The sequence below is a fragment of the Planctomycetia bacterium genome, assembly GCA_021413845.1.
Classification (GTDB): Bacteria; Planctomycetota; Planctomycetia; order Pirellulales; family PNKZ01; genus PNKZ01.
The window spans coordinates 38698-52938 of sequence record JAIOPP010000059.1 but is presented as its reverse complement, the minus strand read 5'-3'; the positions used below and the strand labels follow the sequence as shown (position 1 = coordinate 52938).

The 14241-nt window shown below is 60.5% G+C and carries 8 protein-coding genes; 7 read left to right on the top strand and 1 reads right to left on the bottom strand.

Annotated features, from left to right (window positions below; all coding sequences use genetic code 11):
• Window positions 1-25: 25 nt before the first annotated feature.
• The 4 genes from mfd to K8U03_11050 all read left to right on the top strand — a co-directional run bounded on the left by mfd (window position 26) and on the right by K8U03_11050 (window position 6973).
• Window positions 26-3277, top strand: coding sequence for a transcription-repair coupling factor (gene mfd / locus K8U03_11065; protein ID MCE9605427.1), 3252 nt, complete (start codon window positions 26-28; stop codon window positions 3275-3277).
• A 140-nt stretch (window positions 3278-3417) separates the two neighbouring features.
• Window positions 3418-4893, top strand: a complete 1476-nt coding sequence (locus K8U03_11060; GenBank protein ID MCE9605426.1) for a peptidyl-prolyl cis-trans isomerase — start codon at window positions 3418-3420, stop codon at window positions 4891-4893.
• A gap of 102 nt (window positions 4894-4995) precedes the next feature.
• A complete protein-coding gene (locus tag K8U03_11055) occupies window positions 4996-5514 on the top strand; it encodes a class IV adenylate cyclase (GenBank protein MCE9605425.1) in 519 nt (172 codons plus the stop codon).
• Window positions 5515-5683: 169 nt separating this feature from the next.
• Window positions 5684-6973 (top strand): citrate synthase, encoded by a 1290-nt coding sequence (locus tag K8U03_11050; protein ID MCE9605424.1) that lies wholly within the window; start codon window positions 5684-5686, stop codon window positions 6971-6973.
• A gap of 60 nt (window positions 6974-7033) precedes the next feature.
• Here K8U03_11050 and K8U03_11045 read toward each other — a convergent pair whose 3' ends face one another.
• Window positions 7034-7849, bottom strand: coding sequence for a DUF1570 domain-containing protein (locus K8U03_11045; protein MCE9605423.1), 816 nt, complete (start codon window positions 7847-7849; stop codon window positions 7034-7036).
• Between the two features lie 408 nt (window positions 7850-8257).
• On the opposite strand from K8U03_11045, the gene K8U03_11040 reads away from it, so the two are divergent.
• The 3 genes from K8U03_11040 (at window position 8258) to K8U03_11030 (ending at window position 14210) form a co-directional block, all read left to right on the top strand.
• Window positions 8258-9775: a sialate O-acetylesterase gene (locus tag K8U03_11040; GenBank protein MCE9605422.1), complete on the top strand. Its 1518-nt coding sequence runs from the start codon at window positions 8258-8260 to the stop codon at window positions 9773-9775.
• A gap of 223 nt (window positions 9776-9998) precedes the next feature.
• Window positions 9999-11372: a DUF1501 domain-containing protein gene (locus tag K8U03_11035; protein MCE9605421.1), complete on the top strand. Its 1374-nt coding sequence runs from the start codon at window positions 9999-10001 to the stop codon at window positions 11370-11372.
• Window positions 11373-11720: 348 nt separating this feature from the next.
• Window positions 11721-14210, top strand: a complete 2490-nt coding sequence (locus K8U03_11030) for a DUF1553 domain-containing protein (protein MCE9605420.1) — start codon at window positions 11721-11723, stop codon at window positions 14208-14210.
• Window positions 14211-14241: the final 31 nt, after the last annotated feature.

Genomic DNA, 14241 nt, shown 5'->3' with positions numbered 1-14241 from the left:
GCCGAGCGCGCTAGAATTCCGCACCATGAACGCCGTCGCCGACACGCAAGCCGGTGCGGCCGAGAGATTACGATCGCTCGCACGCCGGTTGGACGCAGAACAAGGTTTCGACGACGTGATCGCCAGCCTGAAAGCAGGGCATGGCGCAACGCTCGACGGAGTCCGAGGGTCGAGCTGCGCGCTCGTCGTGGGAGGCTTGGTCGAACATAGCCCTGGGCCGTTGTGCGTGGTCTGCCCGCACCCGGCCGATATCGATGAATTTTGCGACGAACTCGCGCTCTTCACTTCGCGGCGCACGGAAAAGTTTCCGGCGTGGGAAACGCTGCCGGCCGAGCTCGTCGTGCGCGACGAGATCTACGGCGACCGAATGCGGCTGCTCAAGAAGTTCGGCGACGATGCCGTGTCGCGACAGGCTGGGCCGGAACTGATCGTCACCAGTATTCAGAGTTTGCTGCAACCGGTGCCGCCGCCGGAGTTGCTGGCCCGACAGACGCGCAAGATCGTCGCCGGCGAAACGATCGACCCGGAACTGTTGGCGCGGTGGTTGGTCGAGCAAGGGTTCGAGCATACGGGAGCCGTGCAGTTGCCGGGCGAGTTCTCGCTGCGCGGCGGGATCATCGACTTGTTCGCTCCCGACTGGTACGACCCGGTGCGCGTGGAGTTCTTCGGCGATCAGGTCGAGTCGATTCGCAGGTTCGATCTCGCGACGCAACGAAGCCTCGCGCCGCTGGCGATGATCGACGTCACGGTGCTCAAGCCCGAGAACGCGCGCGGCGATCATCTCACGACGTACCTCCCGGCGAACACTTGGGTGTTGCTGATCGAGCCGGGGGAGCTCGAAGAGGAAGGACGCCATTATCTGTCGCGGCTCGATAAGACCGACGGCTTGTTTACGGTCAACGAGACTCTGTCGCGACTTTATAAGTTCCCGTCGGTCACGGCTTCGGCGATCTCGACGGCCTCGCTCGAAACGACATGTCACTTGCGGATCGAATCGGTCGAACGGTTCAGCGGCGACATCGGCAAGGTGCGGGGCGAGTTGGAGAGCGTGGCGGAAAATCAGGAGTTGTTCATCGTTTGCCAGACGGAAGCGGAAGCGACGAGGCTCTCGGATGTGTTCGCCGGCACGAAGCCCGCGGCGGCAGGCAAGCTGCACTATTGCCTCGGCTTTCTGCGAACCGGTTTTCGGTTGCTCAAAGAACGGATGACGCTGCTCAGTGGCGGCGAGTTGTTCCATCGTGAAGAGGTGCGCAGGCCGTCGCGCCGCCGGCTCGGCCGGGTGATCGATAGCTTTCTCGATCTGCGCGAGGGGGACTACGTCGTCCATATCGGCCACGGCATCGGCAAATATCGCGGCATGCGGCTGCTCGAGAAAGACGATCGGGCCGAAGAGCATTTAGAGCTGGAGTTCGACGGCGGCACAAAGATCTTCGTACCCGCGACGAAGATCGATCTCGTGCAGAAGTACGTCGGCGGTCAGAAGACTCGGCCGGCGCTGGCGAAGATCGGCAGCCCTTCGTGGGCGAAGAAGAAAGCGTCGGTGCAAGAAGCGGTGCTCGACATGGCCGGCGACATGCTCGACCTGCAGGCCGCGCGCTCGGTGCGGCAGGGAATCTCGTTCCCGCCCGATACCGAATGGTGCCGCGAGTTCGATGCTTCTTTTCCTTATACCGAAACGCCCGATCAAGCCGTCGCGATTCGGGCCGTGAAGGAAGATATGAGCCTGCCGCGGCCGATGGATCGGCTGATCTGCGGCGACGTCGGCTATGGGAAAACCGAAGTCGCGATGCGCGCGGCGTTCAAGGCGGTCGACTCCGGTTATCAGGTCGCGGTGCTCGTGCCGACGACCGTGCTCGCCGATCAGCATGGCCGGACGTTTCGCAAACGAATGGCGGAGTTTCCTTATAAGATCGGCGTGCTGAGTCGCTTCTGTACCGGTAAGGAAGAACGGGAGATCCTGCAAGGCATGGCCGACGGCTCGCTCGATATCGTCGTCGGGACGCATCGACTCGCTTCGCAAGACGTCAAGTTTCATAACATCGGTCTGTTGGTGATCGACGAAGAGCAGCGCTTCGGCGTCGGCGTGAAGGAGCGCTTGAAGGCGTTTCGCCATGTGGTCGACGTGATGACGCTCAGCGCCACGCCTATTCCGCGCACGCTGCATATGTCGCTCTTAGGGCTGCGCGATATCTCGAACCTCGAAACGCCTCCGGCCGATCGGATTGCGATCGAAACGCGCGTGACTCGTTTCACGCCCGACATTTTCCGCTCGGCCGCGCTGCGCGAGCTGAATCGCAACGGGCAGATGTTCTTCGTTCACAACCGGGTTCACGACATCAAGCAGGTCGCCGATAAGCTCCAGTCGATCGTGCCGGAGATGCGCATCTGCATCGGCCACGGACAGATGCCGGAAGGGGAGCTCGAAGAGGTGATGCTCGACTTCATCGCGCACAAATACGATTGCTTGCTCGCGACGACGATCATCGAATCCGGCCTCGACATCCCGAACGCGAACACGATGTTCATCGACGATGCCGACCATTACGGGCTCGCCGACTTGCATCAGCTGCGCGGACGGGTCGGCCGCTACAAGCATCGCGCGTACTGCTATCTGCTCTTGGATCCGAACAAGCCGCTGACGACGACCGCCGCGAAGCGCTTGGCCGCGATCGAAGAGTTCAGCGAGATGGGGGCCGGCTTTGCCATCGCGATGCGCGATCTGGAAATCCGCGGCGCCGGAAACATTCTCGGCACCGAGCAGAGCGGCAATATCGCGTCGGTCGGCTATGAGCTGTATTGCGAGTTGTTGGAGAAGACGGTTCGTCAGTTGCAAAAGCTGCCGCCGAAAGAGCACGTCGAAGTGAATCTCGACTTGCCGGGCGAAGCGTATCTGCCGCGACGTTACGTGCCCGACCAGCGGCATAAGATCGATCTCTATCGACGGCTCTCGCGTGTGTCGACATTTCAAGAGTTGGATGAATTAGGAACTGAGATGCTCGACCGGTTCGGGCCTCGGCCGGAAGTGGTCGATCGTTTGTTGCGGCGCATGCAGTTGAGAGTGCTGGCGCACCGCTGGGGCGTGGAGTCGATTCATTTGGAAGATGCGTATGTCGCGTTCGGCTACAACGACAGCGCTAAAATGGACCGGTTAGGCAAAATTCTCAAGGGTCGATTACGAATCGCCGATAGGAAAAGCGCCTACGTGACGATGCCTCCGAAGACGAAAGACCCTGACGTGATTGCGGAGTTCATCAAATCACTGTTGCAGCCGGAATAGGGTCTCCTTATACTCCGCCGCGGTGAGGCCTTAGGAAAACTCCGACGCTCCGCAAGCGTGCGACTTTTCCCGGCCCGACGACGTTTGCACGAGGCAAACGGATGCGGAGTTCCGAACTCGCGGACACATGGAAGTGCCCGGTGACTAGAATCTTTTATCTTGTGATGGCGAGTCTTACGCTGACGGCTGCCGCTGCGCAGTGGTTGCCGCACGAAGGCTTATCTTCGACCGACCTGAACTTCGTCGGGCTGGAGCGCGCACGCGCTCAATCCCCTTCGCCGTTCCCGTCCACGAGCGCTGCGAGCGCTTCGTTTCCCACGACGGCATCGCCCGCTGCCGCACAGCCCGGCGGTTATTCGCAGCCGCCGGTTTATGCACAACCGCCTGCACAATCCACTATTCAGTCCATCGCTCAATCGCCGATCGCTCCCGTCGCTCCGGTGGCGTCTTCGCCCTATCAAACACAAGCCACGTCGTACGTCGCTCCGGGAGCCGCTACCGCTCCGGCAATCGCAGGTCCGGCGTTCGGCGCTGCGCCGGCTGCTTCGATGAGCTCGGTGCTGGCTCCTTCGGCCGACACGACGGGACTACAGTTTCCGACGCAAGAGCTCGAAGGAACGAAAGTGTTGGCGCGCGTCGGCGGCGATGTGATCTTCGCCGGCGAGGTGCTTTGCTCCGTGAACAGCTATTTGGCGCGCAACGGCGTCGATTTCAAAGATCCCGAAGTGATTCAACAGCGCGAACAGTTGGTGAAGATGCGTCTTCAACAACTGATCGACACGCGGATCATCGTCAATGAAGCGAAGCGCAAGATTCCCGAAGCGGGCTTCGCCAAAGCGATGGAGAAGTTCGACGAAGAGTTCGACAAAACGGTCGTTCCGCAAATGCTCAGCGATCGTAAGGCGAGCGATCTACAGCAACTCGAAGCGATGCTGCGCCGCGACGGCACGACTTTGGAACGTGAGAAGAAAGCCTTTGCCGAGTCGGTGTTGCGCAGTTCGTGGATTTCGCAGAACGTGAAGGTTACGCAAGAAGTGACGCACGAGCAGATGCTCGCTTACTACCAGTCGCACTTGGCGGAGTTTGAATTCACGGGGGCTTCTCGGTGGGAACAAATCTCGATGAAGTTCGAGAACTTTCCCACGAAGCAAGCCGCTTACGCCGAAGCGGCGAAGGCCGGCAACCTCGTCGTCGATGGCCGTCCCTTCGAGCAAGTGGCGAAAACGATGTCGCAAGGTTCGACCGCGGCCCAAGGGGGCGAAGTGAATTGGACGAAGCGAGGGAGCCTCGTTTCGCAGCCGCTTGATACGGCCGTATTCACGCTGCCGATCGGCACGCTCAGCCCGATCATCGAAGACGAACGAGGCTTTCATATCGTCCGCGTCATCGATCGCCGCGATGCGGGCCGGAAGCCGTTTACGGAGGTGCAGGGAGAGATCAGAAAGAAAATCACCGAAGAACGAACCGTGGTCGCGAAAGTGAAGTACGTCGAAGAGATAAAAAAGAAGACCACGGTCTGGACCGTGTTCGATGATGAGAAGCCGAAGGGGATCGCCGGCGCAGGGGGCGCGTCCGCCGCCGAGAGCGCTCGGTATCCGACCCCGACGATTCGCTAAGCCGAACGGCTACGCAACTCCGACCGTCACGGCTACAATCTCGAAGCGTTTCTTGTTCGCTTCGAGTTTTTCTTGAGCTTCGCGCTCGCCCGGTCTCCCGCAATGTCGCACGCTGCGCGCAATATCGAACTCAAGGCGCGGCTCTCCGACCCGAGCGGAGCGATCAAGATCGCACAGTCGCTCTCGACCGAGCCGCCCGAGAAGCAGCACCAGATCGACACCTATTTCAAGTCGCCGTACGGACGCTTGAAACTTCGCGAGGTGTTCGGGCAGACGGCGCAGCTCGTCTGGTATGCCCGTGCCGATCAAGCAAGCGCCAAAGGGAGCGACTATCGGCTGGTGCCGGTCGGCGAACCTGAATCGCTTAAGCGAGCCTTAGCGTCTGCGATGGGGGTGCTCGTCGTCGTCGATAAGCAACGTTTGGTTTTCCTGTACGGCAATGTCAGGATCCATATCGACGAAGTCGCCGAACTGGGGAGCTTCATCGAATTCGAAGCGGTTCTCGGGCCCACGATCGACGACGCGGCGGGGCGAGCGCAAGTCGAATTTTTGCAAACCGCATTTCAGCTTCATGCGGCTGATCTCATCGAGCATTCGTACTCGGATATGATGCCGCGATAATTTGCAAGACCTTGCGGATTCGCAAGATTTTCCGGTGCGCATCCTCACCCCTGCAAACGGTTTGAAGAAACGCATCCCGACCGTTACACTGCTAGCTTCTGTTGCGGTAGGACGTTCGTATGCGTTCGACCGGTCGGTCGGTATTTCGTCGTCAGAAGGAGAAGCCTCGATGGGCGAGGTCGCTAAGTTACGCGTCGAAGGAAAAGAGATCGAATTTCCTACCTTGGAAGGAACCGAGGGAGAAAAGGCGATCGACATCTCGGCTCTTCGCGCGCAGACGGGCTACATCACGCTCGACGAAGGCTTCGTCAACACGGGCTCGACGCAAAGCGCCATCTGCTTCCTCGACGGCGAGGAAGGAATTCTGCGTTATCGCGGCTACCCGATCGAGCAGCTGTGCGAGAAGTGCGATTTCGTCGAAGTGAGCTACTTGCTCATCTACGGCGAACTGCCGAATACGGAGCAGTTGGCGAATTTCCGCGCATCGCTCGGTCGGCACACGATGCTGCACGAAGATATGCGGATGTTCTACAACGGCTTCCCGCGCGATGCCCATCCGATGGCGATCCTGAGCTCGGTCGTCGGCGCGCTTTCGACGTTCTATCAAGATTCGCTCGACCCGAAGAATGCGGTCGAGGTCGAAATGTCGATCTTCCGGCTGATGGCGAAGCTCCCGACCATCGCGGCGTTGAGCCATAAGAAGTCGGTCGGCCAGCCGTCGATCTACCCGAAGAATTCACTCGGCTACGTCGACAACTTCCTGCACATGATGTTCGCGGTCCCCAGCGAAGAATATCAGGTCGATCAAGACTTCGTCGACGCGTTGAACCTGCTGTTCATCGTGCACGCCGATCACGAACAAAACTGCAGCACGTCGACCGTCCGCATGGTCGGCTCGAGCGATGCGAACCTCTTCGCTTCGATCTCGGCCGGCATTTGCGCTTTGTGGGGCCCGCTGCACGGCGGGGCGAACCAAGCCTGCGTCGAAATGCTCGAAGCGATCAAGGCCGACGGCGGCAACAGTAAGAAATACATCGACATGGCGAAGGACAAGAAGTCCGGCTTCCGTCTGATGGGCTTCGGCCACCGCGTTTATAAGAACTACGATCCGCGCGCCACGATCATCAAGCGCACCTGCGATAAGCTCTTGAAGAAGCTCGCGATCAAGGACCCGATTTTCGATATCGCGCAAGAGCTCGAGCAAGCCGCGCTGAGCGATTCGTACTTCATCGAACGGAAGCTCTACCCGAACGTCGACTTCTACTCGGGCATCATCTATCGCGCGATGGGCTTCCCGGTGGAAATGTTCACGGTGCTGTTCGCGCTCGGTCGGCTGCCGGGCTGGATCGCCCATTGGCGAGAAATGCAGATGTCGCCGTCGAAGAAGATCTGTCGTCCGCGGCAGATCTACAACGGCAAGACGAAACGCGATTTCGTACCGCTTGCGGAACGGAAATAGATCGTAGGGTTCAACGGCCGGTTTACACCGGCCGCTCGCCTCGGGCAGAAGTTGCCGTCGCTAGGCCGGTTTGCTGATGGCGAAGAGGTGGTCGCAGAGTTCGCGTTCGGCTTGCGGCCAGCGCGACTTCACGACGGCCGATAGCGGCACGTAGAGCGCTTGCGAGCGGATCGACTGGAGAAATTGTTGCAGCACCGTGCGCCGTTCGGGCTCGGTGTTGAGCAGCCAATGGACCCAGGCCCAGCTTTCGGCGTAGTCTTCTTGGCGCATGTCGCCGACCGACGTCAGGTTCTCCAGCCTTGCCATGTCGGGCCGGCGGGCCTGGGTGATGAGGAGCGTGAGCAACTGTTGGGCGTGCGGTGGGTTGAGCCCCCCTGCTCCGCGCGGCACCTCGAAGTATTCGGCTAAGCCTTCGTCGATCCAAAGCGGAATGTGGCGGACGACCGAATGCAGGTAGCCGTGCGCCGTCTCATGGCGCAGGTCTTCCGCTACCCGATCGCCCCAGAAGGCAAACACGGAGAGCTTCGTATCGCTTTCGACGAAGAACGCGCGGCGGGTCGGAAAGTTCGGATGCTTGCGGCGCATGAACTCGTCGAACGCTTGCTCCGTCTCGAACAGATAGACGTGGATCGGCTCGTCGGAAGCGGGCAGAGCCAAGGTCTGGAGCAAGTCGACGCGCAAGATGCGCAGGTCTTCCAGCAGGCGATGTTGTTCGGGAAGGTCGACGTTCGAGTGGATGACGAGCTGATCGTAGGTCTTCGCGTTACGCTCCGGGAGCACTTCGCGCCGGTCGCCGACCGTGGAGCAGCCCCACACGGCCGTGGTGACGAGTCCGCCGAGAAGCGAGCGACGCGTGATGAGCGGCCTACCGATCAAACTGCGCTCCTCCTGACCGTGCGGAACTTCGTAACCCAATTCGATGAGTGCCGGCGGAGCATATCAGGATCGCCGAAAGCGGGAAAGCCGAGCGCGCGAGCGAGAAAAAGGGCTCGAATCGCGAGCGACCGCCGGCAAGATGCGAGCAACGAAAGGTAACCATCATCGGGCTTCGGAAATGGGCCTCGAAGATGGGCCGCGGGGAATTCCGGTTGCGTCCGGTTGCGTGGGCGGGAAAATAACGGCTTCCGTTACCTTCGTAGCAATGTGACGTAATCCGTTCGTCCAGCGCCTGCTAGCGTCGCTGCGAGTCTCGTCCGGGATGTCCTGTTTTCGCTTCGAGTTAGGAATTGCACGATGTTCTTTGGTTCGATCTTGGGTTCGTTCGCCCCGACGAAGGCCTGCCGTATGTCACGGACGACGCGTTGGAAGCTCTGCGTTTTGCTGGTCGCCTTGCTGCCGGCATTTCTTAGCGAGACGGCACGCGCCGAGGTCGAGCTCGATGGCTTGTTTAGTCCCGGCGGGGTGCTGCAACGAGACGTGAAGGTGCCGATTTTCGGAACCGCGGACGACGGCGATACGATCACGATCGCGATTCAGAAGTTCAACGTTTCGACCGTCGCCAAGGACGGTAAGTGGAGCGTCGAGGTCGGGCCGCTCGAAGCCGGCGGGCCCTATACGATGTCTCTGTCGGGCACCAGTTCCCTCAACGTCAAGAACGTGTTCGTCGGAGATGTTTGGGTCTGCGCCGGCGAATCGAACATGCAGTCGACAGTGCAAAACTCGAGCGACTTCTCCGCCGCGATTCTCTCGCGCAAGAACCGCGAACTCCATTTCTTCAACGTCAAGCGGTCGGGCTCCGAGACCCCGCGCCAATCCAACGCGACGCGGTGGTCCGAAGGGGGTGCGGCTTCGGTCGGGGCCTTTTCCGCCGTGGGATATTATTTCGGGCGCGACATTCAAGCGGCGACGAAAGTGCCGATCGGTTTGATCGCCTGCAATCATTTCGCCTCGTCGGCCGAAGCGTGGACGACGCGCGAATCGATCCTCGCCGAACCGAAACTCCAGCGCCTCGTCGAGGATGCCCCGCCAGGAAGGCTCGACTCGCAAACGCCCGGTCGGCTCTTCAACGGCATGCTCAGCCCGATCTCGAGATATCCGATTCGAGGCGTGATCTTCTATCAAGGGGAAACGAACGTCGAGCGGGCGGAGGATTATCGCCTCTTGTTTCCGCTGTTGATCGCCGATTGGCGCAAGGCCTGGAACAATCCCGACCTGCCGTTTCTGTTCGTGCAGATCACGGGCTTCAAGCCGGGAAGCTTTAAGCCGAACGAAAGCAAGATGGCCGAACTGCGCGACGCGCAGCTCGCCACTTGGCAGCAAACTCCCAACACTGCGATGATCGTGTCGACCGATTTCGGCGACGCTTATAGCTCGGTGCCGAGGGTGAAGGAGCCGATCGGCAAGCGGCTGGCGTTTGCGGCGCGAGCACTGGTCTACGGCGAAAAGATCGGATACTCCGGACCGGTATTCAAAGATGCGACGCTCAGGAAAAACGTAGCGACCCTTACGTTCGACCATGTCGGCGACGGTCTGCTGGCCAAGGAAGGAAAGGAAGGAAAACTGACCGGCTTCTCGATTGCCGGAGCCGACAAAGAGTTCGTCGCTGCCGAAGCCGAGGTCGTGGAGAATAAGGTCGTCGTGAAGAATCCGGAGGTGAAAGCCCCGAAGTTCGTACGCTACAACTGGACCGATTTTCCGATCGGCAACCTCTGCAATAAAGACGGCTTCCCTGCCTCTCCGTTTCGAGTAACGCTCGGCGAACCGGAGCCCGAGCCGGTTGTAGTGGAGGAAAAGAAGCCCGAAGATAAATCGCCCGAAGAAAAGAAACCTGCCGAAAAGCCGGACGAAAAGAAACCCGAGTGATCAAGGCCTGCGGGCCTCGGATCGGCATGAAACTCGATGTTGTATCGAAGCGGTTTTCCAGCTAGCATGCAGATCAGGTAATACTGATGCGTTATTCCGGTCGATAGTTTGCTGTAAACGCACGCCTTCGATCCCCGCCCGCAACTCGCCCGCGCCTCCCTCCCTGGCGAAAAACGCTCGCTCCCGCACCCCTGACTTTCCCCGCTTCGCATCGGAGCCTTGCATGCTGACGATCTTCGGCCGTTCTCGTCGTCGCGAAGCCGGAAGTTGCGACCAATTCAGTCGCCGCAGTTTTCTCACGGTCGGCGGCATGGCGATGGGGGGCATCTGCCTGGCCGATACGCTACGGGCCGAATCGAAGCGGGCGACGAGCCGTTCGCACAAAGCGATCATCAACATTTACCTGCCCGGTGGTCCGTCGCATCTCGATCTTTGGGATCTTAAGCCCGACGCCCCGGCTGAGATTCGGGGCGAGTTCCGGCCGATCGCGACGAACGTACCGGGGATCGAGATTTGCGAATTGTTTCCGCGCATGGCGCAGATGATGGACAAGTTCATCCCGGTTCGTTCGATCTGCGATGCCGACGGCGCGCACGACGGTTACCAGTGCATGACCGGTCATAAGAAAGCCGAGCGCGTCCCGCCGGGAGGCTTCCCTGCGGCGGGAGCTTGGGTCAGCAAGCTCCAAGGCAAAGTCAACACGGCGATGCCCCCGCACGTGGCATTGATGTACAAGACAGGCAACGGCCCTTGGGGTCAGCCGGGCACGGGCGGATTCTTGGGCGTGCCGCACAGTCCGTTCAACCTCGTCGGCTCGACGGCCCGCAGCAAAGCCGAGAGCATGGTGCTGAACGGAATCAACCTGGAGCGCTTGCGCGACCGAGCGCAGCTGCGCGGCGCTCTCGATAAGCTTCGCCGCGACCTCGACATCACCGAAGCGATGTCGGGAGTCGACAATTATCTACAGCAGGCGCTCGACATCCTAACCGACAGCAAACTCGCCGACGCGCTCGATCTCTCCAAGGAAGATCCGCGCACCTTGGCGCGCTACGGCACGAGCGATGAGAAGTTTCAACGGGACGGCTCCCCGCGCATGATCGAAAACTTTTGCGTCGCCCGGCGGTTGGTCGAGGCCGGCGCTCGATTCGTTTCGCTCAACTACAGCCGCTGGGATTGGCACGGCGTCGATGGAATGAACTTTCCTTTGTCGCGCGAAGAATTTCCGCGGCTCGACCAAGGCTTGTCGGCGCTCGTAACCGATCTGCACGAGCGCGGGCTCGATCGCGATGTGTCGGTCGTCGTCTGGGGTGAGTTCGGCCGGACCCCGCGAATCAACAAGAACAACAGCCGGGATCACTGGCCGCAAGTCAGCTGCGCCATGCTCGCCGGCGGCGGCATGAAGGCCGGCCAGGTGATCGGCTCGACCAACCGCAACGGCGAGTACGCCGCCGACCGGCCGGTGAAGTTTCAAGAAGTGTTCGCCACGCTCTACCATAACATCGGGCTCGATGTGGAACGGATTCGGGAGTTCGACGTCAGCGGCACGCCCCGAAATCTGGTCGCAGACGGGATTCACCCGATCCGCGAGTTGGTGTGAGCTTAGGCCGAGGGACCATGCCCCGCCCCCCGGAATCCGCTCGCGTATGCAGGCGTTTTCTCGGTTTGCGAGCGGCCGACGCCGGTCGGAGTCGGAAACACGGTGCCGCCCCTATTTCGCAACTTTTCCGCTTGATCGGAGCGGATTCGCGATAAGTCGATACGGGCTCGGGCATTTGTGTTGATTTTTCTTTTCAAAACCGTGATAATTCTTCGTAGCTACGGTCTGCATTCGTAGCTCCCACCTAACACCCCACCGCTTGCTTGCTCTGTCTCTCTGGGAGGATCCCGCATGCCCCGCTTTGGCTTTGAAGCACCCTGCCGTCGTTTCGTTATCACGCTGCTCTCGATGCTCGGCATCGCCGGCATCGTTGCGCCGATGCAGGCAAGTGCGAACGCACCGGCCTCGGCGCAGCCTTCCGTTCCCGCTGCGAAGAACGACGATCACGGCCCGGTGACACAGCTCTCGATTATGGCCGCCGGCGACGGCACGAAGGCCGCTCCGCTTCGCGGACAAGACGCTCAGGCGCAGCTCGTCGTCACCGCGGTTTATGCCGACGGCGTCGAGCGAGACCTGACCCGCACGGTGAAGTTCACCGCCGCGCCGGCCGGCATCGTGGGTGTCGATGCGACGGGACTCGTCGTGGCTTTGGCCGACGGCACCGCCACGATCACCGCGACCGAAGCCTCGGGCAAGACTGCTTCGCTGCCGATGACGGTCGAACATTATAAGAACTCACCGCTCGTCAACTTCCCGAATCAAATCACGCCGCTGTTCACGAAGTTCGGCTGCAACGGCGGCGGTTGCCACGGCAAGGCCGGCGGTCAAAACGGATTCAAACTCTCGTTGCTCGGCTTCGAGCCTACGGAAGATTTCGAACATCTCGTGAAGGAAGGTCGCGGTCGCCGGCTCTCGCCTGCCTCGCCCGACACCAGCTTGCTACTCACCAAGGCGGTGAACGCCGTTCCCCACGGCGGCGGCGCACGCATGGAAGCCGACTCGTTGGAGTTCCGCCTGTTGCGACGTTGGATCGTGCAAGGGATGCCGTATGGCAACGAGACCGATCCGCAGGTCACGAAGATCGAAGTCTTCCCGACCCGTCGCACGATGGCCCCGAACGGCGAGCAACAGATGATCGTCACGGCGCACTATAGCGACGGCTCGACGGCCGACGTCACGCGCATGGCGCAGTTCGATTCCAACAGCACGGAAATGGCCGAAGTCGCTCGCACCGGTTTGGTGAAGACCACGGACCTGGCCGGCGATGCGGCGATTATGACCCGTTTTCAAGGGCTCGTTTCGGTCTATCGCGCCACGGTGCCGATGGGTGCCAAGGTCGATCAACTGCCGCCGACGAAGAACTTCATCGACGACCTCGTGTTCGCCAAGTTGAAGCGGCTCGGCATGCCGCCGTCGGCGGTTTGCGACGACTCCAGCTTTATTCGCCGCACTTCGCTCGACATCGCCGGACGTTTGCCGACCGCGGCCGAAACCACGGCCTTCCTCGCCGACAAAGACCCGGCGAAGCGCGATCGCCTCGTCGATCGCCTCGCCGACAGCTCCGACTATGCCGACTACTTCGCAAACAAGTGGAGCGCCGTATTGCGCAACCGCCGCAAGGGCCCGACCTACATGCGCGGCACTTACGGCTTCCATGCCTGGATTCGCGAGAGCCTGTATGCGAACAAGCCGTACGACGAGTTCGTGCGGGAAGTGGTCGGGGCATCGGGCGAAATGAGCGAGAATCCGCCGGTCGCTTGGTATCGCGAAGTGAAGGATATCGATCAGCAAGTCGAAGACGCGGCGCAATTGTTCCTCGGTTTGCGGATTCAATGCGCCCGTTGCCACCATCATCCGTTCGAGGCTTGGAGCCAACGAGACTATTACGGCTTCTCGGCGTTCTTCTCCCAAGTCGGCCGCAAGCCGGGCGTGGATGCCGATGAAGAACGTGTGTTCCACAAGCGCGGCTTAGCGAAGGCGACGAATCCGAAGACGACGGAAGTCTTAGCTCCGAAGGGACTGGGAGGTCCGTCGCTCGAGATCGCCGCCGAGCGTGATCCGCGTCAAGCGTTGGTCGATTGGATGTCCGATTCGCGGAATCCGTTCTTCGCGCCGGCGTTGGTCAACCGCTATTGGAAGCACTTCTTCAATCGGGGCATCGTCGATCCGGAAGACGACATGCGGTTGACGAATCCGGCGACCAATCCGGAATTGCTCGAAGCGCTTGCGAAGCACTTCATTCAATCGAAGTTCGACCTTAAGGATCTCGTGAAGACGATCTGCAAGAGCCAAACGTATCAGCTCAGCTCGGAACCGAACGAGTTCAACGTCAAAGACAAGCAAAACTTCTCGCGCTACTATCCGAAGCGCTTGAACGCCGAAGTGTTGCTCGACGCGCTCGACGCCGTCGCCGAAAGCACGACGCAGTTCGCCGGTCTGCCGTCCGGCACGCGCGCCGTGCAGATTCCCGACAACGGCGTGAATTCGTACTTTCTCACCGTGTTCGGCAAGCCGGAAGGTGCGAGCGCTTGCGAATGCGAGCGATCGACCGATGCCAGCTTGGCGCAAAGTCTGCACCTGCTGAATTCGCAAGAGGTGCAAGGGAAGCTTTCCGGCAACGGAGCCAGAGCCGCGAATCTCGTGAAGAACACCGAGCAACCGGTGAAGGAAAAGATTCGCATGTTGTACATGGCGGCCTTCTCCCGCGCACCATCGGCGGACGAGACGGCCACGGCCGAGGCCTACATCGCCCGCGCCGATGCCGCCAATCAGCGCCAAGCCTACGAAGACATTCTGTGGGCCTTGCTGAACACGAAAGAGTTCTTGTTCAACCACTAGTCTCGTAATCGATCCCGCTTGGGCGATTCGC